Origin of the sequence: Psychrobacter sp. UBA6291 (assembly GCF_002439405.1) — a bacterium.
Classification (GTDB): Bacteria; Pseudomonadota; Gammaproteobacteria; order Pseudomonadales; family Moraxellaceae; genus Psychrobacter; species Psychrobacter faecalis.
Map to the genome: position 1 here is coordinate 96,189 of NZ_DJUD01000047.1, position 22,197 is coordinate 118,385.

The following is a 22,197-nucleotide window of genomic DNA, read 5'->3' on the forward strand; positions in this document are numbered from 1 at the left end:
CGTGTCAAAACAATCAATGTCATCGACTGGTATACCGCTCAATCCATTTGCCTTTATACGTAAGTATGATGAATTATGGACGCGTTTATTATTCTTAATCGGCGCATTGATTGTTTATCGTTTAGGGTCACATATTCCAGTGCCGGGTATCAACCCGGTTAACTTGGCTGATCTGTTTTCGCGCAACGAAAATACCATTTTGAGCATGTTTAATATGTTCTCAGGTGGTGCACTAGAGCGTATGTCCATTATGGCGCTTGGCATCATGCCGTATATCTCAGCATCTATTATTGTTCAGATGATGTCTGCGGTACTGCCATCGCTTGAAGCCCTCAAAAAAGAAGGCGAAGCGGGACGACGTAAGCTAAACAAGTACACCCGTCAAGGGACACTTGCATTGGCACTAGTACAGTCATTAGGAATGTGTGCTGGCTTAATCAGTCAGAATCTTACCTTATCTACTGGTTTGACTTTTTATATTCCAGCGGTTACCTCATTGGTAGCAGGCGCTATGTTCTTAATGTGGCTCGGTGAGCAGATTACAGAACGCGGCGTGGGTAACGGTATCTCAATGCTCATTTTTGCGAGTATTGTGGCTGGTACGCCAGGTATAATTTCGCAGTCTATCGAACAGGTCAATCAAGGGCAGATGAACTTGATTGTGCTTTTTATCTTTGTATTGCTAGGCATCGCGGTGACTGCCGGTATCGTTTATATTGAACGAGCGCAGCGCCGTGTCCCAGTAAACTATGCGCAGAAGCAACAACAAGGTCGCAAAATTTATGCTCAGCAGCAGTCGCATTTGCCGCTTAAGCTAAATATGGCAGGGGTTATTCCCGCTATTTTTGCCAGCTCGTTATTGTTGTTTCCAGCAAGTTTAGGACAATGGGTTGGTCAATCGGCTGATCCTACTTTTACACAAAAGATATTACAAAATATGGCATTGGTGTTGTCTCCAGGGCAGCCGCTGTATTTGGTTCTGTTTGGCGCAATGATTATTTTCTTCTGTTACTTTTACACGGCATTGGTATTTAGTCCGCGTGAAGTTGCTGAAAACCTTAAACGTAGTGGTGCGTATATCCCAGGTATTCGCCCCGGACAACAAACTCAGCGTTACCTTGATCATGTATTAAACCGACTGACCTTTATTGGCGCGATGTATATGACGGTTATTTGTTTAATGCCAATGGTCGTGCAGTCATCGTTTGGTGTGCCGTTTCAACTTGGTGGTACGTCATTACTGATTATGGTGGTTGTGGTAATGGACTTCATTTCGCAAATCCAAGCGCATTTGATGACCCATCAATATCATGATCAGACGTTAATTCAATCGCCCACTCAACCTTAAATGAGCGGTACGATATCTCAAAGGAGTATGCTATGAAAGTTCAAGCATCAGTTAAGAAGATTTGTGGTAGCTGTAAAGTTGTGCGCCGTAAAGGCCGTGTACATGTTATTTGTACCGCAGAACCTCGCCACAAGCAACGTCAAGGTTAATGTTTTAAAGACATAAAGCGTCACGCTTATGGGTTTTATAAAATTAATACTTGAAAAATAACGGCGGATGCGATATCATCCGCCACTTGCCGTAGTTTATGCAAAATCTTTTATAAAATGGTCAATGAAGAGACTTGTTATCAAGTTGAAGCAGCGATAATAATTATAAAAGCTTTAGTATTGACAGCAACAAATCTGAAAAATAACGCTTTATTAATGAATAAAGCTTATTTTTCTTTAATGGAGAGAAATCAATGGCTCGTATTGCCGGCGTAAACATTCCGGATAATAAGCATGCTGTTATTTCACTAACTTATATCTTTGGTATAGGTCGTACCACTGCTCAGAAAATCTTAGAAGCAGTTGGCATTGCCCCTACTACTAAAGTTAGCCAGTTAGATGATACACAGTTAGATGCTATCCGTGCACAAGTTGCAAATTACATGACTGAAGGTGATCTTCGTCGTGAAGTGTCAATGAATATCAAGCGCTTGGTTGATCTTGGTTGTTACCGTGGCATCCGCCATCGCCGTAACCTACCAGTTAGAGGTCAGAACACCAAGAACAACGCTCGTACTCGTAAGGGTCCGACACGCCCTCTCAAAAGATAATTAACTTAGGAAGCTAAAAGATGGCTAAAGACACTCGTAGTCGCAAAAAAGTGACTCGTCGTTCAGTATCGGAGGGCGTTGCCCATATCCATGCGTCTTTTAATAACACCATTGTTACGATTACCGATCGTCAAGGTAATGCACTGGCTTGGGCCACTTCAGGTGGACAAGGCTTCCGTGGTTCACGTAAATCTACACCATTTGCAGCTCAGGTTGCAGCTGAAGTCGCTGGTAAAGCGGCTCAAGAATACGGTGTTAAGAATATCGACGTTTTGGTCAAAGGACCAGGACCGGGTCGTGAGTCTGCGGTAAGAGCACTTGGTGCATTGGGTTATAAAGTTAACAGCATCTCTGATGTGACCCCAATCCCACACAATGGTTGCCGTGCGCCGAAAAAGCGCCGCGTCTAATATTAAAGACGAAGCTTTTTATCATAAGAGCTTATAGGAGACATAACAATGGCCCGTTATATTGGACCAAAACTCAAATTATCACGTCGTGAAGGTACAGACTTAGGCCTTAAGTCTGGTGTTAAACCATATGACGTAAAAACGAAAAAAGCGGCTCGTCCACCTGGTCAACATGGTGTCAGCCGTAATAAGAGCTCAGAGTACTCTCTACAGTTACGTGAAAAACAAAAAGTTAAGCGTATCTACGGTGTACTAGAGCGTCAGTTTGCTAACTACTATAAAGAAGCTGCTCGTAAGCGTGGCGCTACTGGTGAAAACCTACTAGCAATGCTTGAGAGTCGCCTTGATAACGTCGTTTATCGCATGGGCTTTGGCTCAACTCGTGCTGAAGCACGTCAGCTAGTTAGCCATCGCACTGTGATGGTAAAAAAAGCTGGCCGCGATGAGTTTGTTCGTGTGAACATTCCATCAATTCAGTTGCAAGATGGTGATGTCGTCGCTATCCGTGAGAAGTCTCGCGAACAACTACGTATTAAAAACGCTATTGAACTAGCGACACAACGTGGTATTCCAGAATGGCTAGATGTTGACCACAGCAAGCTACAGGGCACGTTTAAACAAGCGCCTGATCGCATTGATCTACCTGCTGAAATCAACGAAAGCTTGATCGTTGAGCTATACTCTAAGTAAGTAACGTACTGCTCGATGTTATAATAATAGCATTGAGCAATTGACGTTAATTAAACCAGTTTAATAAATCGAGGTGACATCATGATGCTAAGTGCAACTGAGTTTCTAACGCCGAACGCCATTAACGTGGATACGGTTAATGAAACAATTGCGAAAGTCACGCTCGAACCGTTAGAACGCGGCTTTGGGCATACTTTAGGTAATGCCTTACGTCGCATCTTGTTATCTTCATTACCTGGTGCTGCAGTCATTGAAGCTGAGATTGATGGTGTTGACCATGAATATTCAACGCTTGAAGGACTACAAGAAGACGTGCTTGACTTGCTTTTGAACTTAAAAGGCTTGGCAATCACCCTTCATGACCAAAATGAAGTATTCTTGACCTTGGATAAACAAGGTCCAGGCACTATTACTGCTGCAGACATCACGTTGCCGCATAATGTCGACATTATCAATCCAGAATTGGTATTAGGTACATTAAGCGACCGTGGTCATCTTAAGATGCGTTTGCGTGTGGTAATGGGTCGTGGATATGAGCCAGCAAACCAGCGCCGTGAAGATGGTGACACTAAAGCGATTGGACGCTTAAAGCTTGATGCAAGTTTTAGTCCAGTACTGCGTGTTGCTTATCAGGTTGAGAACGCACGTGTAGAACAACGTACCGATCTTGATCGTCTTATCATCGAGCTTGAAACTAATGGCACTATCGATCCAGAAGAAGCAATTCGTAAAGCAGCCACTATTTTACAACAGCAGATTTCTATCTTTGTTGACCTAGAAGCTGAAGAAGCGCCTGAGCCTGTGAAAGAAAAAGAAGAGGTTGATCCGGTGCTATTACGCCCTGTGGACGATCTTGAACTAACGGTTCGCTCAGCCAACTGCTTGAAAGCTGAAAACATTTACTATATCGGTGATTTGGTACAGCGTTCAGAGACTGAACTACTAAAAACCCCAAATCTTGGTAAGAAATCATTGACCGAAATCAAAGACGTATTAGCGTCTAAAGATTTAGAGCTCGGTATGCGCCTAGACAATTGGCCACCAGCTGACCTTCGTGTCGATGATCGCTTTTCTTATCGTAGCCGTTAAACTTTAAGGATTTTTGACTATGCGCCATCGTAAGAGTGGAGTCAAGCTGGGTCGTACCGGCAGTCATCGTAAGGCAATGTTTCAGAACATGACCAACTCATTATTTGAGCATGAACTGATCAAAACAACTTTACCAAAAGCAAAAGAATTGCGCCGTGTTGCTGAGCCATTAATCACTTTGGCTAAAGAAGACAGCGTTGCTAATCGCCGTTTGGCATTTAGCCGTATGCGTAGCAAAACTATGGTAGGTAAATTATTTGGCACGTTAGGTCCTCGTTACCAAACTCGTCCAGGTGGTTATTTGCGTATCGTAAAATGCGGTTACCGTGATGGTGACAATGCGCCAATGGCTTATGTAGAATTGGTTGATCGTGACTAATTTTATACGCTCATTGTATAATAAAAAAAGCTTCAATAATTTGGAGCTTTTTTTATGCCTTTTATTCTTAAAATTTTTTTATGGTACGAGTGAGCTGACGTCAGCAGCACCTTGTCTGATGATTTCGGGCTGATTAGTGGTCATATCGACGATAGTAGTCAGTTTGGTGGTTTTGATACCCGCATTAATGAGACCATCTATTTGATTACCGAGTAACTCTTCAATCTCAAATGGATCATCCAATATCTCATCTCGATGCGGCAATATGAGTGAACTGGTCAATATAGGCTCATCCATCGCTGCTAGCAATGCTTGCGCGATGGGGTTACTTGGCACGCGTATACCAATGGTTTTTTTCTTAGGATGCGCCAACTTCTTAGGTACATCTTTGGTGGCGTTTAAAATAAAGGTAATCGGCGCCGGCGTATGCGCTTTTAGCTGTTTAAATTGCACATTGTCTACCGTGGCATAGTTGGCAATTTCACTTAAATCGCGACATAACAAGGTAAATTGGTGCTTATCATCAAGCTCTCGGATATGTTTAAGCTTTTCTAGTGCGTCTTTAGCGCCTAAGCGGCAGCCAAACGCATAACTGGTATCGGTAGGATAGATAAGTAATTGGTCATTACGTAATAAATCTGCTGCTTGTTCGATAAGCCGCGGTTGTGGGTTGTCCGGATGAATGTAAAATACTTGCATGATTTTTCCTTATTTTTTAATTATAAAGTGCTTCATAGGCAGTTTTTAAAAAATGAAATTGTTTTGTTTTTTAGCATATCTCTCTGACTGCATCAAAAGACAGCGCTACTACTCAATCAGTATAACGCAAAGTAAATATAAGTTTATTAGTAAGGCGTTACGGTGGGTAGGGAAACGTTAACACTATAGTTGTGGACCGCTTTCGACAGGAAATACATATATAGAGCGCAGTTTTTCATCGCTAATTAGCAGTACAAATCGTTAATAATGCTTGCAATAATATTTTGGCATCACGTGGTATGACGTGAGGTTCAGCGATATATGCTTTGGCCTGCTGATAGACGTCCTGCGCAAAGGTGCTGGTACTGGTATCAAAGGTGGCAAACAGATTGTCTTGCGAGACTTGAAAAGGACGTCTGCACGCTAAAGTAAATAAACACTCTAACGCTTGTGGTTTGATTTCTACACGCTCAAACGCTTGTTGTTGAGCTTCTGTGCGCCCATCAGGTGCATACCAGTAGCCAAAGTCAGAGAGCTGTCTACGACGGTCGCCTGCAATAAAAAAATGGCTTTGCTCATGCAATGCGCTTTGAAAGAAACCATGGGCAAATTCAATACGTGCTGGCTGATTGTCTTTGGCAGGAAAGTACTCTGGTTCGCCAGCGCCACGTACTAGGATAACGTGCTGGTGGGCAAATAACGTATTAAAGAGACTTATCAGCCAATCGGTCGTTGTTTTTTCATTCTCATCAACAGTGTTGATATTTTCAGCATGGATAATTTTCTGCCATTGTTCTGACAGTGCGTTTAACTGCATCTCTGAAATAGCGCTCAAAGACTCAGGTGGCTTTTTGGTTTCTAAAGTATTTAAACGATGTAGCAAGCGTTTTGCGTCAGAAACAGAAAGCAAAACAGAAAAGTCAGGATCCACAGCAGGCGATATCATATGAATATATTAACCAAATAAAAAGGTAGAGCGCGTGATTTGCAACGCGAGCAAGCCAAGGTAAATGCAAACTTAATACGAAAGCACTTACCAAAAATCTTAACATACTAGCCCTAGCGCTCATCAGCGCTTTCCGTTAGTATGGCAGGCAATATTATACACCGTTTTTGATGAATGAGGCCGCGCATGTCAAGCACTCCAATAAACAAGCCGTCAGCGCTTCAGGCTGACAAAACAGCAGCTACGATGTCGAGCAACTTGCCAGAGGATATCTCTTTAAGCAAATGGGAAGACAGTGGCTTTGAATGGTCAGGGCAAGTTGCGCCGCGTTCGTTTGTGCGCCTAAATGCCATCTTGTCAACTGAGCACGAGCAATCAAACCTTGAGCTTAAAGCCAATCTATATCGCCATAATAATGTGTTGCATTTGTCTTTTACTCTCACAGGTGAGATATGGTTGACTTGTCAGCGTTGTTTGCAACCGATTGCTATTGATTTGACTGATGACTATGATATTGCATTATTAGATAACGAAAGCCAAGTGCGTTTGGTCGGTGAAGAGCAGGATTACTTGCTGCTCGATGAAATTATCACTGAGCCTGCGCCTGAGCGTTTATTGCCGTTTAAAAAATTGATCGAAGATGAGATTTTGCTAAAAGCGCCCATGGCACCAAAGCATGATGACTGTGAGATGAGCGTTGAGCAGTTTGGTGACATTCCAGAAGAAGAGGAAAATGAGAATCCTTTTGCGGCATTAGCGTCGCTAAAAGGTAAGTTATAGCCGCATAACTGGCAGCATAACGTCGATAAATCATTACTTTCTACCTTTTATCAGCTTTTTGCCCAAGAGTGAAAAGCAGGGCTTTATTAATTGGCGAAACATGCGTATAATGTCCCGTTTATTGCATTCTAGCAACCTGCCAATGGCAGAGAGAAGCTAGCCTTGCAAACGAACTATAGATTTTAGACGTAGTCAGCACTTTAATACGTGTGGCAATCTATTTAACTAATGATGCGTAAGACTTAGGTTGTTGTGATTATATAGCCTCTGTCGGTATCGATTAAAGCTGAATTTCAAGCTTAACCCTTTTAAGTATAGGAGCTATATCATGGCTGTTCAAAAAAGTCGTAAAAGTCGTTCTCGTCGTGACATGCGCCGTTCACATCATCGTATGGAAGTGGCTGAATTAAGCATCGACGCTACTACTGGTGAAAAACATCGTCGTCATCACATGACTAAAGATGGTTTCTATCGTGGTCGCCAGCTTTTCAAAGTTAGTCAAGACGCTTAATTTATTTGCGCGCTGATGGTTGATGCAAAATGCTGGTAGTTCTAATGACTATCGATGATTTTACACAGTTGTTATGGTGCAAGCAGTTTAAGCAAACAAGAGCCAAGTTATCTCGCTATCATATATTATGAAGTCAGATATCTTGGCTTTTTGTTATGTATTTTTTAGCAGCTAATGGCGATAAAAATATCGCCTTTTGAGCTTTCAGTTTTTGATAGCTATGCTAATTGTCTGCGTCAGTGTATAGTTTAATAGCAGTCAGCTGTCTTAAAGGAATAATGATAGCGGCGCTTCGTACAGCAAATCTTTTTATTAGTCTCTAATTTTATAATAAACCCCATTCATTTAGGGGTATTTCCAATTAAATAAGGAATATTGGTTATGGCCTCTGTACCCGATATGGTAAAAAAACAACCCACCCGTATAGCCGTCCTATTCCCTGGACAAGGCTCGCAAGTGGTTGGTATGCTGAGCGAGCTTGCCGAAACCTATCCTGAGATTCGGGATACTTTTACGGAAGCGAGTACGGCGCTTGATGAAGACTTATGGGCAATTTGTCAGGACGAAGACAAGCTGAATCAAACCCAATATACTCAGCCAGCCTTATTAGCCGCTAGCATAGCCATTTGGCGCATCTTACAACAAAAAATAGAGGATAAGCCTTGTTACTTAGCGGGTCATTCCTTGGGTGAATATAGCGCCTTGTGTGCTGCTGGGGTGATATCTCTAGCTGATGCGGTCAAGCTAGTGCATAAACGCGGTCAATTGATGCAAGAGGCGGTGGCAGGGGTCGATACGGCGATGGCAGCGGTGCTCGGTCTTGAAGACCACCGCGTCGAAAACTTATGCGAACAAGCGACCGAGCACGTCGATGATGCCATTGTTGGCGCCGCAAACTTTAATAGTCCAGGTCAAGTGGTGGTTTCAGGTAACGCCGCTGGCGTCAACGCCGTGATCGATAAAGTTCAAAATACCGGTAAAAAAGCCATTCCATTAAAGGTTAGTGTGCCGTCGCATTGTGCGCTCATGGAGCCTGCGACTAGCGCTTTGGCGCAAGAATTGGCAGCCATTCAATTTGACCAAGCGGCCATTCCAGTGATTCAAAACCGTCATGCGCGCGTTGAAACCAATGCAGTCGCTATCAAACAAGCATTGACCGAGCAGCTCAGTGAGCCTGTCCTATGGTCGAAAACCATGCAAGAATTGGCCGACAAACAAATTAATATTTTAATCGAATGTGGCAGCGGTAACGTCTTAAGTAACTTGGCCAAGCGTCAAGCGCATCCTATCGTAAGTTATCCTACCGACAAGCCTGCCCGTTTAGATAAGTTGATGGAGGTATTATCATGAGCCGTACGATTACATTAGTGACGGGCGCAAGCCGCGGTATCGGTAAAGCCGTTGCCAAACGTTTTGCCAAAGAAGGCCATTTTGTCATTGGCACAGCGACCACAGAAAAAGGCGCGGCGCTTATTGATGATTATTTACACGATAGCGGCGGTATTGGTCGAGTATTAGACGTACGTGATACCGCGCAGATTGATAAGCTGTTTGAAGAGATTGAAAGCGTCTACGGCGCGGTACAAGTATTGGTCAATAACGCCGGTATTACCCAAGATGGCTTATTGATGCGCATGAAAGATGAAGATTGGGATAATGTGCTTGATACCAATTTAACCTCAGTTTATCGTATGAGCAAACGTGCGGTACGCGGTATGATGAAAGCGCGCCGTGGTCGTATCATCAATATCACCTCTGTCGTCGCTCAAATGGGCAATGCGGGCCAATCTAACTATGCTGCGACCAAAGCCGGCGTCGAAGGTTTTAGCCGTACGCTGGCGCGCGAGATTGGCTCAAGACAAGTGACCATTAACTGTGTCGCCCCAGGTTTGATTGAAACAGACATGACCGATGAGCTCGATGAGCGCTTACTCAATTCAATGCTCGATGCGGTGCCGATTAGCCGCCTTGGTCAGCCAGAAGATATCGCCGCGGCGGTCTCATTCTTAGCAAGTGATGAAGCCAGTTATATCACCGGTGCGATTATTCCAGTTAATGGTGGCATGTATATGTAGCATTAGAATTTATTATTCTAATTAAGCGTTACATACTTATAATAAAAAACTCTGTGAACGAGTGTAAACTATAATAAAGGGTGCTATAATGACGGATACTTTTTTGTCAAAGCCCTGTATGATAGCAAGGCTTTACCAGACATTAGTCAAAACGTATAATTGGTTATAGTGCACTCAGACAGCCATATTAATCTGAACATCCCATTTTATATATAATGCTATAGTGCCCAATACGGGACTATAGCAATTTTGTCAAAATAATAGATCAAAAAGGAGAAATCTACATGAGTAATGATACCGAGCTAAGAGTTAAATCTGCGGTAGCGGAACAATTAGGTATGAACGTTGAAGACATCAACAATGATGCTTCATTCATGGAAGACTTAGGCGCTGATTCATTAGACCTAGTTGAATTGGTTATGTCATTCGAAAGCGATTTTGGCATCACTATTCCTGATGAAGATTCAGCAGAATTAACGACTGTTCAAAAAGCCATTGATTACGTACAAGCACAACTGTAAATAATCATTTGCTTAGTAAGTAAGTGTGATAGGACCGTTTATCTTTATTGATAAGCGGTTTTTTTAACACTGTTTTTTAGATGGAATGATTAACTCTCTGTTTTACCTTTTACAATGACTCAAATTCGCTGGCCTATTTAAATCATAGCTATTAATGATAAAGTTACATAAGCTACGCCAGATTAACATTACTCAACATACTATTACTAGAGGGATTATCCAGCTTTGTCTATACTAGAAATGGTAAGAACTGAAAACTAAGAAAGGTAAACAGTAGAAAAGTAATGTCTGTCAAAACCGATTAAACTTTAATGGCTGTTTAACCACTAAGTAACCTTCATGTTAAGTACAAATCACGTTAATAGGCAGAGGAAAGCAGTTAAATATATCGCCTATTAAAACAATAATGATAAATAACGAATAACAAAATTTTAAGGAGCAATTTTATGGGTATGTTCAGTTTTGCAAAAGACATTGGTGAAAAGATTTTTAACCGTGACGATGCCAAGCACGACGCTAAAGCGGAAACCAAAGCGGATGCTAATACCCCAGTTCAAAGCACAGAGCCTTCTGCTCAGTCAGTTGCCAATATTCTACTACGCCGTATTCAGCAGCAAAATCTGAATATCAGTAATCTAAAAGTAAAATATAATGGTTCTACAGATACAGCCGAAATCAGTGGTAAAGCTAAGACACAAGCAGATCGCGAAAAAGCCATTATCGCTATCGGTAACGTGCAAAACGTTGCCAAGGTTATTGATAACATTGATATTGAAGAAGATGCGCCTGAATCTACCATGTACACAGTAAAATCTGGCGATAGCTTATCTAAAATTGCCAAAGAAGTGTATGGTTCAACAGGTGATTATATGAAAATATTTGAAGCCAATAAGCCAATGTTGTCTGATCCCGATAAGATTTATCCAGGTCAAGTACTACGTATTCCTAAGCCATAATAGGCTATTAAATGTTTAAAGCTAAACATTTAAACACAGATATTTAAAGTTATACGCTAATAAAAATGCCTCTCACTAACATTAGAGGCATTTTTTTGGTTTATTATTTGCCATAGCATTTATGGCTTTAAGCTTTCTAGTTTTTCCTGTTGTTCTTTGATGGCCCAATTAATATGTTCGTCCAGCATGGCATTATGTAAGCCCAATTTTGCTTGCAGTTGGGTGATTATTTGTGCATTACCATCTGCGTTACCCTCTGCATTACCAAGGCCAATGGCAATATTGCGTAAAAAATTCACGTAACCGGTGCGTCTAAGCGGACTGCCTTCGGTCTTTTTCATAAACTCTGCTTCTTGCCATTGCCATAGCTCAAGCAAACTGCTGTTATCAAGATTGTGTCTTGGGGCAAAATCTTCTACTGGCGTGATATTGGCGTAGCGATTCCACGGGCAAATGAGCTGACAGTCGTCACAACCAAAGATGCGATTACCAATAGCGCGGCGATATTTGCTATCTATAATGCCGTCGTGCTCGATGGTAAGGTAAGAGATACAAGCAGAAGCGTCAAGCTCATAGGGGGCGATAATCGCCTGAGTAGGGCAGACGTCGATACAAGCGCTGCAACTGCCGCAATGCTCCTTGACCGGTTCGTCATCGGGTAGCTCAAGGCTCATAAATAGCTCGCCGAGGACAAAAAATGAACCAGCTTGCTTGTTTATGAGCAGGGTATGTTTGCCCGTCCAACCAAGACCCGCCGCATCGGCAATAGGACGTTCAAAGATAGGCGCAGAATCGCTAAAGGGGCGAAAAATAAAATCCTGCTCTGAGCCAATATTAAGATGCTGCCATTCAGGTAGCATATTTTCTATTTTTAATGCCAATTGCTTTAAGCGACTGCGCATCGTTTTATGATAATCGCGCCCCCTAGCATAACGGGCGATGATACCTTGATTGGGATAAGCGTTATCAGTGACCGCGCGCGGCGTGGGCGTTTGGGTTAAATAATCCATGCGCACGCTGATGATGGTTTTTGCGCCTTCTACCAATTGCGCAGGTTGGGCCCGCAAATGATGGTTATGGTGCATAAACTGCAATTGCCCCTCATAACCTTTTGCCAGCCATTGTTTTAGATGTTCTGTTTGTTCGATAAATAAAGGATGATGCACCGATAAAAAGCCACAGTCAGCAAATCCTAGGGCTTGCGCTTGGGCTTTAATCCATAGTTTAACCTCTGCTGGTGTAGCAAAGCTTGAGGCATTATGAACGGCAATTCTTGCTTGCCCTGCATGATTAGGCGCAGACGCCTGCGCTGCCAAATTGTGAGCATCTGAGGTCTGTGCGTCTGGCTGTGTCGATTGAAGTTGTTTAGGTTGGGCTTTGCTATTCATAATGCGCTATAAATGATAATGTGAATAGCAGTATGATAAGCCAGTGAGCGACGAGCGCAAGTAGCAAAACCAATAAATCTGTATTTATACCAAGCTGTAAGCTCTCGTAAAATTTGATAGAGCTGATACCACCCATACATTACCTTATGATTAAAATAATAAAACCAGCCAATAAAAATAAGCGAGGATGAACCATGCCAGTAGCAACCGATGTGTCCACAAAAACGACCATACCAGTAGCTTTGTATAGTAGTCAGCAGATTTATGCTATGGAGGAGGCATGGTTTGGCGCAGGTCATGATAGTTTTGGATTAATGCAGCAGGCTGCATGGCAGATGGCACATTATATTGTGGCGCTTTATGAGCAAAAAATACTTAATTCTTATGCCTCAGTGCTTACTAACACCCATAATCGCATTAAGTGTTCGCCTCGAGCGAATATTTGGGTCGGGAAGGGTAATAATGGCGGTGATGGTTGGTTGATTGCTTATTATTTGCAGCAAATGGGCTGGCAAGTACAAATCATCACGGTTGGTTTTGATAAACAAGATTTTGCGATAGTTGAGACAACGCAGCCATCTAACAAAGAAGCTTCTTTATCTGATGCCAACCAAGCCCTACAAGTAGCGCTATCTGCTAACTGTGATTATCTACGCTTTGAAGATATGAGCGCTCATGACAAGGAAAACGCAGGTAAGCCGCTACAAGCAGACGTGTATATCGATGCGTTATTTGGTATAGGTTTAGATCGCGCGCCTGATGGTATTTATAAACAGGCAATTTGTACCCTTAACGATGCCGCGCAGCATAATGGCGCTTTAGTGGTTGCGGTTGATGTGCCCAGTGGCTTGGTTGCCGCAACCGGGCAAGTATTCGACCAAGTAGCGGTAAACGCTGATGCGACATTATGTTTGATTGCGCGCAAATTTGGTTTGCATACTAACGATGGTATGGATTATAGCGGTGAGGTAATTGATATCCCGCTCATACCTTATCAAATGGCTAGTAAAGAGTTTAAGCCGGAGGCCAAACTCCTGACAACCGCGCATGCACTGAATCCACGCCGACAAAACAGCTATAAAGGCAGTTACGGGCATGTATTGGTGATTGGCGGTAATCGCGTTGATGGCTCGCAGGGCATGGGCGGTGCCGCTATCCTCTCGGCTTCAAGTACGATGGCGACAGGTGCGGGTAAAATCACCGTCGCTTGTCATGAAGCATTTCACGGCGCCCTATTAACTTCATTGCCTGATGCGATGACCATCAATTTACACGATACAGATGGCGTAAAAAACCTCATCCAAGAAGCCAGTGTTATTGCTATCGGCATGGGACTTGGCCGTGATGACAAAGCAAAAGCGTTGTTTATAAATTATATCCAAACGGCGATAGAAAATAGCAAACCAATAGTGATTGATGCGGATGGTTTATATCATTTAGCAACATTGCAGGCAGAGCAGCATAAACTGGTTACACAGCTAAAAGCGTATAGTAGCGAACATCAAGTTTGCCTAACACCGCATAGTGGTGAAGCGGCAAGATTGTTGAATAAAGAGGTCAATGAAGTAGAAGAGGATAGGCTAGCCATGATAAAACGGTGCGCCAAAATCTATGGCGGCGATTGGGTGCTAAAAGGTGCAGGGTCGTTAGTGCTAGAGCAAAAGGCTGAGGAAAGACAGATTTACGTTTGTGGCGTCGGTAATGCCGGGATGGCAAGCGCTGGCATGGGCGATGTGTTATCAGGCGTCATTGCAGGTCTGCTAGCGCAAAAGGATTTGACCGAAGAAGCGCGTAGTTTGCACCAAGCGGTTCTGCTTCACGGTCTGGCAGGCGACTGCTTAGCGGGGCAGGCAGAAAATTTAGAAAGTCTTAGCCATACTCATAATTGTCGCTCATTATTGATCGGCCAACGAGGCTTGCAAGCACAGGATATGCCCGTTGCTATCCGCCATATTATGCACCTGATAACTGACTGAATCATCAGTTATCAGTATCAATGACTAACGTTGAATAGAGCAGTGATGGTATTATTCAAAGGTATATAAAGACCGAGTTTAGGTACCATTACAATATTGATTGATGGCTTGCTGTACACGCTCGCGTTTTAGCTCAATTTCACGGCCATCTAAATATTGACGTTTACCATTGGCATCCATCTCGTAGATACGCCCACCAACATTTAGGTTGGTTAAATTATTGCGTAATGACTGGCAACGCTGAGCATTCGCCTGTGCTTCTTGTTCTTTAATGCGCGCCTCTAGCTGAGCCACGCGCTGTTCTTCAGCACTTTGCGGAGCCGCTTGATTGGCTTCGGTTTTCCCTGCCAATTGTCCGGCGTTACTTTGTCTGCCGTCACTACGAAACTCTATCACTTCAATATTTCTACCGTTTTGCGGGGCGTGTTGGCTGTACTTCACCTCGCCATGCGCGCCGATAGATTTATAAACCTGAATGGCATGACTGGCATTGATTGGCAGCATGAGCATACACGCCGTGCTGATACTTAGAAGCAGTTTGGTAGCGGTGTTCACACGAAACGCAGATGCCATGGTAACAATTGCCATAATGACAATCCTCTTAATAGGTAAGAAACGGACGTATTTATCAGATAAGGATAATATTTAATCGTCTTGATAACAATATAAATACACTAGCGTTTGATTTTAGCAAATAATACTTATAAATGTACATTATTTAATAACTAATAGTTAGGCATAGGGTTTAGAAGTTTTTCTTGACAAAGGTGCCCAAACCATCGAATATAATAGCAGTTGATTGGTCAGTGAGCGGCTTTTATAAAATTGCCGTGGCACTTGAAAATAAGGACTACGGGTTGCTTATCAGTAGCTTGCTCAGTTTTATTTTCTTTGTGACAATGATATGGAATAAAATGCCATTATCCTAATGCGTATTCAAAGCTATATTTATTGTCTGCGGACTTATCTGTCTACAATGACTAAGATAAACTTATTATTACTGTGGTTCGTAAGATTTGGCTGTAATAAAAAATAGGGCACAATGTGTAGTTTTAACAACAACTCATTAAATAAGTTATAAGATTTAGCGATCCTATAGCGTGTCAATATTATTGAGAGTCGTTTTATATCCTGCCTCTATTTATTTATCACTGTCGTAACTTGGTATTCTCAAAATAATAAGCCTCTTTTATAGGTGCATTCGCATCTTGTCACTGTCTGTCGATAAAATCCTGCCACAAAGCTGACCCTACATATATTGCTGTGTTTGAGGGCCATGCTGTTCTATATAACAGTGTTACTTGAATATAGTAGGCACACATTCTTGATAGGGATAAGAATCCCAAGTCTTCTTTATAAGACCAATAACCTTGTAAAAACGGTGTTTTCTTTTATAAATGAGCGACCATTCTTACCACAAAAAAAGGTGATGACAGTGACGCAAACCACGCAAAGTCCGAATATGACTGGACATACCCAAACGGGTAATGCCGCCAAAAATTTTGAAGAAAAGCAACAACGCCTTGCAGAGGGTAGCGAGCAGCCTGTGATGCTATCTGGCGCTGAGATGTTGGTGCAAGCATTGACCGATGAAGGGGTCAAATATATTTTTGGCTATCCAGGCGGCGCCGTTCTACATATCTATGATGCCTTGTTTCAACAAGAAAGTATTGAGCACATTTTAGTGCGTCATGAACAAGCAGCTGGCCACATGGCAGATGCTTATTCGCGTGTGACCGGTCAGACAGGTGTGGTGCTCGCGACATCAGGTCCAGGTGCGACCAATACCGTGACAGCCATTGCGACCGCCTTTATGGATTCTGTGCCGATGGTGGTTATTTCAGGTCAGGTACCTAGTAGCCTAATCGGTGAAGATGCCTTCCAAGAAACCGATATGGTCGGTGTATCACGTCCTATCGTCAAGCATAGCTTCCAAGTGCGCCATGCTAGCGAAATCCCTATGATTGTCAAAAAAGCCTTTCATATCGCTCAGTCTGGACGTCCAGGCCCAGTAGTCATTGACGTACCAAAAGATATGACAGCGCCAAGTGAAAAATTTGCCTACGCTTATCCAAAAGACGTGTTTATCCGCTCGTATCAGCCCTCACTAAAAGGTCATAGCGGTCAAATTAAAAAAGCGGTTGAAACCTTATTATCAGCACAGCGTCCTGTTATTTATGCAGGCGGCGGGGTTATCTGGAGTAAAGCGAGCAAAGAGCTGAGGGAACTTGCGCATCGCTTAAACTTGCCAGTTACCAATACCTTAATGGGTTTGGGTACTTTCCCAGGTTCTGATAGTCAGTTCTTAGGTATGCTTGGGATGCATGGCACCTATGAAGCCAATATGAGTATGCATCACGCTGATGTCATCTTGGCAATCGGTGCACGTTTTGATGACCGGGTGACCAATAATGTCAAAAAATTCTGTCCGAATGCGACGATTATTCATATCGATATTGATCCGGCATCCATTTCAAAAACCATTAATGCCCATATTCCAATCGTCGGCGATGTTAAAGCAGTCTTGACCGATATGTTAGAAATCATCGGTGATGATAAAGAGCTTGAGCAGCATGCCTTGTTAGATTGGTGGTCACAAATTAATGAATGGCGTACGCGTCATGGCCTACGTTATGACACTAATACCGATAATGGTATTAAGCCACAAGCGGTGGTGCAGGCTTTGGATAAAGTAACCAATAGTAACGCCATTATCACCAGTGACGTCGGTCAGCATCAGATGTTTGCCGCGCTTTATTATACTTATAATGAGCCTGGTCAATGGTTGAACTCCGGCGGTTTGGGCACCATGGGTGTGGGCTTGCCTTATGCAATGGCGGCAAAACTTGCTAATCCTGAGCGTGACGTGGTGTGTATTACCGGTGAAGGCTCTATTCAGATGAATATTCAAGAGCTCTCAACCTGCTTACAATATAATTTGCCAGTCAAGATTTTGAATCTAAACAATGCGCAGTTGGGCATGGTGAAGCAGTGGCAAGACATGCTGTATGAAGGCCGTCATGCGCAGTCTTATATGAACTCACTACCAGACTTTGTCAAATTGGCTGAAAGCTATGGTCATGTCGGTATTAAGATTACCGATCCTGCGACTATGGAAGCACAATTGGCTGAAGCTATGGCTATGACTGATAAATTGGTATTTATCGACGTTTATGTCGATCGTAATGAGCATGTCTATCCTATGCAAGTCGCTGGGCAAGCGATGCGTGATATGTGGTTAACAAAAGGGGAGCGTACCTAATGCAACAACAACATCTGATTTCGGTATTGATGGAAAACGAAGCGGGTTCGTTGTCGCGGTTAGTCGGCTTGTTCTCCCAACGCGGCTATAACATCGAGACGCTAAACGTCGCCCCTACTGATGATCCAAGTATCTCACGTCTGACGGTCACTACCATTACCTCGCCTGAAAGAATCGAGCAAATCACCAAGCAATTGCATAAATTGATTGAAGTGGTTAAAGTGCTCAATCTAACAGACAATGTGCACGTCGAGCGTGAGCTCATGCTTATTAAAGTACGAGCGTCGGGCGGTGTACGTGAAGAGATTAAACGCAGTGCTGATATTTTCCGCGCTCAAATCGTTGATGTCAATTCTAACCTATACACCATTCAAATCGTTGGTGATAAAGCCAAGCTTGACGGCTTTATCGATGTGATTGGTCGCGAGCGCATTATGGAAGTGGTGCGTTCGGGTGTGATTGGTATTGCACGTGGCGAAAAAACCCTAAGCTTGTAATTTTATAATCGTTATTAAAAATCTTAATTTATTATCAACAGCGCGCTCATTTTAGCCAATACTTTAGAGTTTCGGTTAGAGCAGAAGCGCTTATTATCCATGGCCAGCCATGTTTTAGGAAAAGGACTCTATTTATGAACGTTTATTATGACAAAGACTGTGACCTATCAATCATCCAAGGCAAAAAAGTTGCCATTATTGGTTACGGTTCACAAGGCCATGCACACGCGTTGAATTTACAAGACTCAGACGTCGATGTCACCGTTGGTCTACGTGCCAATTCTAGCTCATGGAAAAAAGCGGAAAACGCGGGCCTTAAAGTTGCTGAAGTAGAAGAAGCGGTAAAAGCGGCTGACGTCGTGATGATTTTGACCCCTGATGAGTTCCAAAAACAGCTTTATAGCGATGTGATTGAGCCAAACATCAAAGAAGGTGCAACCCTTGCTTTTGCTCATGGTTTTGCGATCCATTACAACCAAGTAGAGCCACGTAGCGACCTTGACGTTATTATGGTGGCGCCTAAGGCACCAGGTCATACCGTACGTTCAGAATTTACCAAAGGTGGCGGTATCCCAGATTTAATCGCTATCTATCAAGATGCGTCTGGTCAAGCTAAGCAGTTAGCCTTGTCTTATGCTGCTGGTGTTGGTGGTGGTCGTTCAGGCATCATCGAAACGACCTTTAAAGATGAAACCGAAACCGACCTATTTGGTGAGCAAGCGGTACTTTGTGGCGGCGCGGTTGAGCTGGTAAAAATGGGCTTTGAAACCCTAACTGAAGCCGGCTATGCTCCTGAAATGGCTTACTTTGAGTGCTTACATGAGCTAAAGCTCATCGTTGACCTCATGTATGAAGGCGGTATCGCTGATATGAACTATTCAATCAGCAACAACGCTGAGTACGGCGAATACGTGACTGGTCCAGAAGTGATCAACGAACAGTCACGTGAAGCGATGCGTAATGCGCTAAAACGCATCCAATCTGGTGAATACGCAAAAATGTTCATCAGTGAAGGCGCAACCAACTATCCTTCAATGACTGCCCGTCGTCGTAACAACGCTGAGCACCAAATCGAAGTGACTGGTGCGAAATTGCGCGGCATGATGCCTTGGATTGGTGGCAATAAAATCATCGATAAAGACAAAAACTAATTTATTAGTGAATGGTTAAGCAATTAAGCAATAATCAAATCTCTATCATTTTAGTTATCTAAAAATCAAAACCCATGTTATCACTCGATAGCATGGGTTTTTTAATGGCTAGCAATTCAATAATCTAGAGAAAGTTGCCACCGTAATCACTTGTTAGTGGTTGAAAACTCTTTATTACTGCCTCATATAAGCAGACTTGCTTATTTTATTTAAAAAAATACTAAAACCAAACGCTAAAGAATGATCTGAGCGCTTGATTTTTTATTCTTATTCTTTCTTGATTACAGGTTGTCTGTTGTGCAAATACCAAGTCCTAACTGGCTGACGCCGCAATTTATCTACATTACTCTGAGCGCTGTGGTAGCAGTATTGATTTGGATAGAAGGCGAGATGCTCAAGCGCAACCAAGGTAAGCTGCCGCAATCTAAGTTCTTTCGCATCAGCTCTTTACTTGATACCGCTTGGTTCTTTGTCTCTACTCTGGCGTTGTACGTCATTGATTTGGCGCCGTTGGCCATTGCCGTGCCAGTCGCTTATAGCATCTATACCATCTACGGCTGGATATATGGTACGCGTCTGCTCAAGCGCAAAGGCATACCAGACTCACCGAAGGATTTGGTGGTGCCAGCTAAATATATCGCCTATAGTCAGTCGTTTTCTTTGATATTTTTTGCCTTGTGTCTACTGGTTTTATTATCGCCCTGGTTACCGCTACCTGCATAACAATGTTTTAGCGTTTAGATGGTATTTTTGGTTGTTGTGCTATTAAGAGCAACGTAAATCAATTTTTTTAGCTTAGATACTATAAAATAACCATTAAAATCAATTATTTAAATGATAAATATTTATTTAATGATAAAGCTGACAGAAGGCCGCGGTTTTTTACAAAAAAAAATAATTTAACCTGTTGCAGTTTAGAAAAGCTGCTATAATCAGCTTGTACTCATAGGATTTTAGGCAAGAGCTTGAGGTTATCTTCTAGATAAATCAAGGGTTTAAGCCGATGCGCTTAGCAAAAAACACTTGAGTATATATCAATTAATCGGTGATGACACACGTCTCGCCAACAGTTAAAGAGTTAGGAAAATTTATGTCAGAGAAAGTTGAAGGCACTGTAAAGTGGTTTAATGAAGCTAAAGGTTTTGGTTTTATCGCTCAAGACAATGGCGGACAAGACGTATTCGCTCACTACAGCGCTATCCAAGGTAACGGTTTCAAAACTCTAGCCGAAGGCCAAAAAGTGTCTTTCATCTTAGGTGATGGCAAAAAAGGCCCACAAGCTGAGCAAATCGAAGCTATCTAATCTTACTGATTATTGAGTAAACTGATTTATCAGCCAACTTGATACCATAAAGATGATAGATAAGTATTGATTCCTTTGTTTGTTAAAACAATAAAAATACTGTTTAGACGTTAAAAAAAAGCAACCATTCATCAGGTTGCTTTTTTCATGATGTTTTTTTGAGGAAGTGACTTAAATTCTGTAAGTTTGGACAAACCGTGATTATTTATTGTTGACAATAATGCTGTTATCTTAATAGAGGATTAGTTTAAAAAAGTTTTTAGACGTTAAAACCAAATAAAAAAGGCGAGTGTATGCAGTGGGAAAAATGGTTTGCGATTGAATGGCAGCAAGTGCTCGGTATTTCACTATCAGCGCTTGGATTATATGGCGGTCTTATCGTATTTACGCGACTGATGGGGTTACGCAGTTTTTCTAAGCTTTCAAGCTATGATTTTGCCATGACCGTTGCTATCGGTAGCATACTGGCGTCAACCATCTTATCTGACAGCCCATCTTTGGCTCAAGGCTTAGTGGCCGTTGCGGTATTGTTTCTTATTCAAGGTACCATCTCTGTCATTAGGCGTAAGTCTAAGCCTCTAAAATCACTGATTGATAATCAAGCAATTATCTTAATGGCGCACGGAGAGTATTTTTGCGATAATTTAAAAGAAGCCAATCTAACCAAAAGTGACGTGCAAGAAGTATTGCGTAGGAATGGATTGAAAGCAAAGAGCGAAGTATTCGCTGTTATTATGGAAACAACCGGCGATATGAGCGTTATTAAGAATGATAATACCGCGCCTGACTGGTCACTGTTTGACGACATTCGCGACAGCCATTTGCTAATTAACTCTAAGAGTAAATCTGATAACCCGCCTATACAATAAAAAGTCGGAAGATGAAATCTTGACATACTCCCACCACTTTCGCTAAGCTCAAGTGGGGGATTCTAAAAGCGTTAGCGCTTAGGCGACTTTCTCACGAATGTCACAAGTTTTCTGTTTCAACGGGCGACCTTTACCGCATCCTCCCTCCGCAGACAAAACGGCATGTCCTGCCGCAAGAATATTTTTAGCTGCATTCACATCAGCATTTGCTTTATGCCCGCATTGGATGCACTCAAATTTAGCTTGAGTGCGTCTATTTTCTTTAGCGATATGCTTGCACTCAAAGCAGGTTTGGCTGGTGTAGCGTGGGTTTACTTTAATGAGCACCCCGCCTTGCCAGTACTGCTTGTACTCAAGCATATCAATCATCATGCCCCAGCCTTGATCCAAAATGGATTTATTCAATCCTGACTTGGCTTTGACGTTGCGCCCATGCTGAGTAGCAGAGCCACTAGCAGATTTCGACATATTGGCTACTTTTAAGTCCTCACAAGCAATCATGGCGTGGTTTTTGCTGATTGTGGTGGTGATTTTATGCAAGTAGTCATGGCGGATATTGGCAATATGATGGTGTAATTTTTGAATCT

The 22,197-nt window shown here is 42.6% G+C and carries 25 protein-coding genes; 20 read left to right on the forward strand and 5 right to left on the reverse strand.

Annotation, left to right across the window (positions count from 1 at the left end; all coding sequences use genetic code 11):
• The first annotated feature begins 16 nt into the window (after positions 1-16).
• From secY to rplQ, 7 genes are all read left to right on the forward strand, one after another.
• Positions 17-1,348: a preprotein translocase subunit SecY gene (gene secY, locus B3R91_RS08260; protein WP_286797189.1), complete on the forward strand. Its 1,332-nt coding sequence runs from the start codon at positions 17-19 to the stop codon at positions 1,346-1,348.
• A 32-nt stretch (positions 1,349-1,380) separates the two neighbouring features.
• Positions 1,381-1,497 carry a 50S ribosomal protein L36 gene (gene rpmJ, locus B3R91_RS08265; RefSeq protein ID WP_011279805.1) on the forward strand — a complete coding sequence of 39 codons (117 nt, stop codon included), beginning with the start codon at positions 1,381-1,383 and terminating at the stop codon, positions 1,495-1,497.
• Between the two features lie 254 nt (positions 1,498-1,751).
• Complete coding sequence (gene rpsM, locus B3R91_RS08270; protein WP_058025564.1) at positions 1,752-2,108, forward strand: 30S ribosomal protein S13; 357 nt, start codon at positions 1,752-1,754, stop codon at positions 2,106-2,108.
• Positions 2,109-2,128: 20 nt separating this feature from the next.
• A complete protein-coding gene (rpsK, locus tag B3R91_RS08275; RefSeq protein ID WP_058368279.1) occupies positions 2,129-2,518 on the forward strand; it encodes a 30S ribosomal protein S11 in 390 nt (129 codons plus the stop codon).
• Between the two features lie 48 nt (positions 2,519-2,566).
• On the forward strand, positions 2,567-3,208 hold the full coding sequence (rpsD, locus tag B3R91_RS08280) for a 30S ribosomal protein S4 (protein WP_068408447.1): 642 nt from the start codon (positions 2,567-2,569) through the stop codon (positions 3,206-3,208).
• 81 nt (positions 3,209-3,289) lie between these two features.
• On the forward strand, positions 3,290-4,297 hold the full coding sequence (locus B3R91_RS08285; protein WP_068408445.1) for a DNA-directed RNA polymerase subunit alpha: 1,008 nt from the start codon (positions 3,290-3,292) through the stop codon (positions 4,295-4,297).
• Positions 4,298-4,316: 19 nt separating this feature from the next.
• Positions 4,317-4,676: a 50S ribosomal protein L17 gene (gene rplQ, locus B3R91_RS08290; RefSeq protein WP_068408443.1), complete on the forward strand. Its 360-nt coding sequence runs from the start codon at positions 4,317-4,319 to the stop codon at positions 4,674-4,676.
• 78 nt (positions 4,677-4,754) lie between these two features.
• Here the strand turns inward: rplQ and B3R91_RS08295 are convergent, their stop codons facing one another.
• Positions 4,755-5,375 carry an L-threonylcarbamoyladenylate synthase gene (locus B3R91_RS08295; protein ID WP_286797175.1) on the reverse strand — a complete coding sequence of 207 codons (621 nt, stop codon included), beginning with the start codon at positions 5,373-5,375 and terminating at the stop codon, positions 4,755-4,757.
• A gap of 241 nt (positions 5,376-5,616) precedes the next feature.
• Positions 5,617-6,321: an elongation factor P hydroxylase gene (locus B3R91_RS08300; RefSeq protein ID WP_286797176.1), complete on the reverse strand. Its 705-nt coding sequence runs from the start codon at positions 6,319-6,321 to the stop codon at positions 5,617-5,619.
• Between the two features lie 186 nt (positions 6,322-6,507).
• Between B3R91_RS08300 and B3R91_RS08305 the strand changes: the two genes are divergently transcribed.
• The 6 genes from B3R91_RS08305 to lysM all read left to right on the forward strand — a co-directional run bounded on the left by B3R91_RS08305 (position 6,508) and on the right by lysM (position 11,164).
• Positions 6,508-7,101 (forward strand): YceD family protein, encoded by a 594-nt coding sequence (locus B3R91_RS08305; protein ID WP_286797177.1) that lies wholly within the window; start codon positions 6,508-6,510, stop codon positions 7,099-7,101.
• Positions 7,102-7,429: 328 nt separating this feature from the next.
• Positions 7,430-7,612, forward strand: coding sequence for a 50S ribosomal protein L32 (rpmF, locus tag B3R91_RS08310; RefSeq protein ID WP_068408434.1), 183 nt, complete (start codon positions 7,430-7,432; stop codon positions 7,610-7,612).
• 381 nt (positions 7,613-7,993) lie between these two features.
• Positions 7,994-8,962: an ACP S-malonyltransferase gene (fabD, locus tag B3R91_RS08315; RefSeq protein ID WP_286797179.1), complete on the forward strand. Its 969-nt coding sequence runs from the start codon at positions 7,994-7,996 to the stop codon at positions 8,960-8,962.
• Positions 8,953-9,687, forward strand: a complete 735-nt coding sequence (gene fabG / locus B3R91_RS08320; RefSeq protein WP_265088596.1) for a 3-oxoacyl-ACP reductase FabG — start codon at positions 8,953-8,955, stop codon at positions 9,685-9,687. Before fabD ends, fabG begins: the two co-directional genes overlap by 10 nt.
• Before the next feature lie 284 nt (positions 9,688-9,971).
• Positions 9,972-10,208, forward strand: a complete 237-nt coding sequence (acpP, locus tag B3R91_RS08325) for an acyl carrier protein (protein WP_068034635.1) — start codon at positions 9,972-9,974, stop codon at positions 10,206-10,208.
• A gap of 446 nt (positions 10,209-10,654) precedes the next feature.
• Positions 10,655-11,164 carry a peptidoglycan-binding protein LysM gene (gene lysM, locus B3R91_RS08330; protein WP_144297874.1) on the forward strand — a complete coding sequence of 170 codons (510 nt, stop codon included), beginning with the start codon at positions 10,655-10,657 and terminating at the stop codon, positions 11,162-11,164.
• Between the two features lie 119 nt (positions 11,165-11,283).
• On the opposite strand, the gene queG is transcribed toward lysM, so the two are convergent.
• Positions 11,284-12,552: a tRNA epoxyqueuosine(34) reductase QueG gene (queG, locus tag B3R91_RS08335; RefSeq protein ID WP_286797181.1), complete on the reverse strand. Its 1,269-nt coding sequence runs from the start codon at positions 12,550-12,552 to the stop codon at positions 11,284-11,286.
• Positions 12,553-12,746: 194 nt separating this feature from the next.
• Between queG and B3R91_RS08340 the strand changes: the two genes are divergently transcribed.
• Positions 12,747-14,528 carry an NAD(P)H-hydrate dehydratase gene (locus tag B3R91_RS08340; protein ID WP_286797183.1) on the forward strand — a complete coding sequence of 594 codons (1,782 nt, stop codon included), beginning with the start codon at positions 12,747-12,749 and terminating at the stop codon, positions 14,526-14,528.
• A gap of 78 nt (positions 14,529-14,606) precedes the next feature.
• Here the strand turns inward: B3R91_RS08340 and B3R91_RS08345 are convergent, their stop codons facing one another.
• Complete coding sequence (locus B3R91_RS08345) at positions 14,607-15,116, reverse strand: DUF4124 domain-containing protein (RefSeq protein WP_223808605.1); 510 nt, start codon at positions 15,114-15,116, stop codon at positions 14,607-14,609.
• Positions 15,117-15,957: 841 nt separating this feature from the next.
• Between B3R91_RS08345 and B3R91_RS08350 the strand changes: the two genes are divergently transcribed.
• From B3R91_RS08350 to B3R91_RS08375, 6 genes are all read left to right on the forward strand, one after another.
• Complete coding sequence (locus B3R91_RS08350) at positions 15,958-17,790, forward strand: acetolactate synthase 3 large subunit (protein ID WP_286797184.1); 1,833 nt, start codon at positions 15,958-15,960, stop codon at positions 17,788-17,790.
• A complete protein-coding gene (ilvN, locus tag B3R91_RS08355; RefSeq protein ID WP_068408422.1) occupies positions 17,790-18,287 on the forward strand; it encodes an acetolactate synthase small subunit in 498 nt (165 codons plus the stop codon). Before B3R91_RS08350 ends, ilvN begins: the two co-directional genes overlap by 1 nt.
• Before the next feature lie 134 nt (positions 18,288-18,421).
• Positions 18,422-19,438 (forward strand): ketol-acid reductoisomerase, encoded by a 1,017-nt coding sequence (gene ilvC, locus B3R91_RS08360; RefSeq protein WP_068408420.1) that lies wholly within the window; start codon positions 18,422-18,424, stop codon positions 19,436-19,438.
• Between the two features lie 297 nt (positions 19,439-19,735).
• Entirely contained in the window at positions 19,736-20,161 is a 426-nt protein-coding gene (locus B3R91_RS08365; protein WP_068408418.1) for a hypothetical protein, read from the forward strand.
• A gap of 367 nt (positions 20,162-20,528) precedes the next feature.
• On the forward strand, positions 20,529-20,741 hold the full coding sequence (locus tag B3R91_RS08370) for a cold-shock protein (protein WP_068408416.1): 213 nt from the start codon (positions 20,529-20,531) through the stop codon (positions 20,739-20,741).
• Between the two features lie 293 nt (positions 20,742-21,034).
• Positions 21,035-21,610: a DUF421 domain-containing protein gene (locus tag B3R91_RS08375; RefSeq protein ID WP_286797185.1), complete on the forward strand. Its 576-nt coding sequence runs from the start codon at positions 21,035-21,037 to the stop codon at positions 21,608-21,610.
• A 78-nt stretch (positions 21,611-21,688) separates the two neighbouring features.
• On the opposite strand, the gene B3R91_RS08380 is transcribed toward B3R91_RS08375, so the two are convergent.
• Positions 21,689-22,197 (reverse strand): RNA-guided endonuclease InsQ/TnpB family protein (locus tag B3R91_RS08380; protein WP_286797186.1); only part of this gene is annotated, 509 nt, incomplete at its 5' end.

Excerpts from the sequence above, each read along its gene's own strand:
- secY (WP_286797189.1), top strand. The coding sequence starts at position 17 with ATGTCATCGACTGGTATACCGCTCAATCCATTTGCCTTTATACGTAAG.
- rpmJ (WP_011279805.1), top strand. The coding sequence starts at position 1,381 with ATGAAAGTTCAAGCATCAGTTAAGAAGATTTGTGGTAGCTGTAAAGTT.
- rpsM (WP_058025564.1), top strand. The coding sequence starts at position 1,752 with ATGGCTCGTATTGCCGGCGTAAACATTCCGGATAATAAGCATGCTGTT.
- rpsK (WP_058368279.1), top strand. The coding sequence starts at position 2,129 with ATGGCTAAAGACACTCGTAGTCGCAAAAAAGTGACTCGTCGTTCAGTA.
- rpsD (WP_068408447.1), top strand. The coding sequence starts at position 2,567 with ATGGCCCGTTATATTGGACCAAAACTCAAATTATCACGTCGTGAAGGT.
- B3R91_RS08285 (WP_068408445.1), top strand. The coding sequence starts at position 3,290 with ATGATGCTAAGTGCAACTGAGTTTCTAACGCCGAACGCCATTAACGTG.
- rplQ (WP_068408443.1), top strand. The coding sequence starts at position 4,317 with ATGCGCCATCGTAAGAGTGGAGTCAAGCTGGGTCGTACCGGCAGTCAT.
- B3R91_RS08295 (WP_286797175.1), bottom strand. The coding sequence starts at position 5,375 with ATGCAAGTATTTTACATTCATCCGGACAACCCACAACCGCGGCTTATC.
- B3R91_RS08300 (WP_286797176.1), bottom strand. The coding sequence starts at position 6,321 with ATGATATCGCCTGCTGTGGATCCTGACTTTTCTGTTTTGCTTTCTGTT.
- B3R91_RS08305 (WP_286797177.1), top strand. The coding sequence starts at position 6,508 with ATGTCAAGCACTCCAATAAACAAGCCGTCAGCGCTTCAGGCTGACAAA.
- rpmF (WP_068408434.1), top strand. The coding sequence starts at position 7,430 with ATGGCTGTTCAAAAAAGTCGTAAAAGTCGTTCTCGTCGTGACATGCGC.
- fabD (WP_286797179.1), top strand. The coding sequence starts at position 7,994 with ATGGCCTCTGTACCCGATATGGTAAAAAAACAACCCACCCGTATAGCC.
- acpP (WP_068034635.1), top strand. The coding sequence starts at position 9,972 with ATGAGTAATGATACCGAGCTAAGAGTTAAATCTGCGGTAGCGGAACAA.
- lysM (WP_144297874.1), top strand. The coding sequence starts at position 10,655 with ATGGGTATGTTCAGTTTTGCAAAAGACATTGGTGAAAAGATTTTTAAC.
- queG (WP_286797181.1), bottom strand. The coding sequence starts at position 12,552 with ATGAATAGCAAAGCCCAACCTAAACAACTTCAATCGACACAGCCAGAC.
- B3R91_RS08340 (WP_286797183.1), top strand. The coding sequence starts at position 12,747 with ATGCCAGTAGCAACCGATGTGTCCACAAAAACGACCATACCAGTAGCT.
- B3R91_RS08345 (WP_223808605.1), bottom strand. The coding sequence starts at position 15,116 with ATGGCAATTGTTACCATGGCATCTGCGTTTCGTGTGAACACCGCTACC.
- B3R91_RS08350 (WP_286797184.1), top strand. The coding sequence starts at position 15,958 with ATGACAGTGACGCAAACCACGCAAAGTCCGAATATGACTGGACATACC.
- ilvN (WP_068408422.1), top strand. The coding sequence starts at position 17,790 with ATGCAACAACAACATCTGATTTCGGTATTGATGGAAAACGAAGCGGGT.
- ilvC (WP_068408420.1), top strand. The coding sequence starts at position 18,422 with ATGAACGTTTATTATGACAAAGACTGTGACCTATCAATCATCCAAGGC.
- B3R91_RS08370 (WP_068408416.1), top strand. The coding sequence starts at position 20,529 with ATGTCAGAGAAAGTTGAAGGCACTGTAAAGTGGTTTAATGAAGCTAAA.
- B3R91_RS08375 (WP_286797185.1), top strand. The coding sequence starts at position 21,035 with ATGCAGTGGGAAAAATGGTTTGCGATTGAATGGCAGCAAGTGCTCGGT.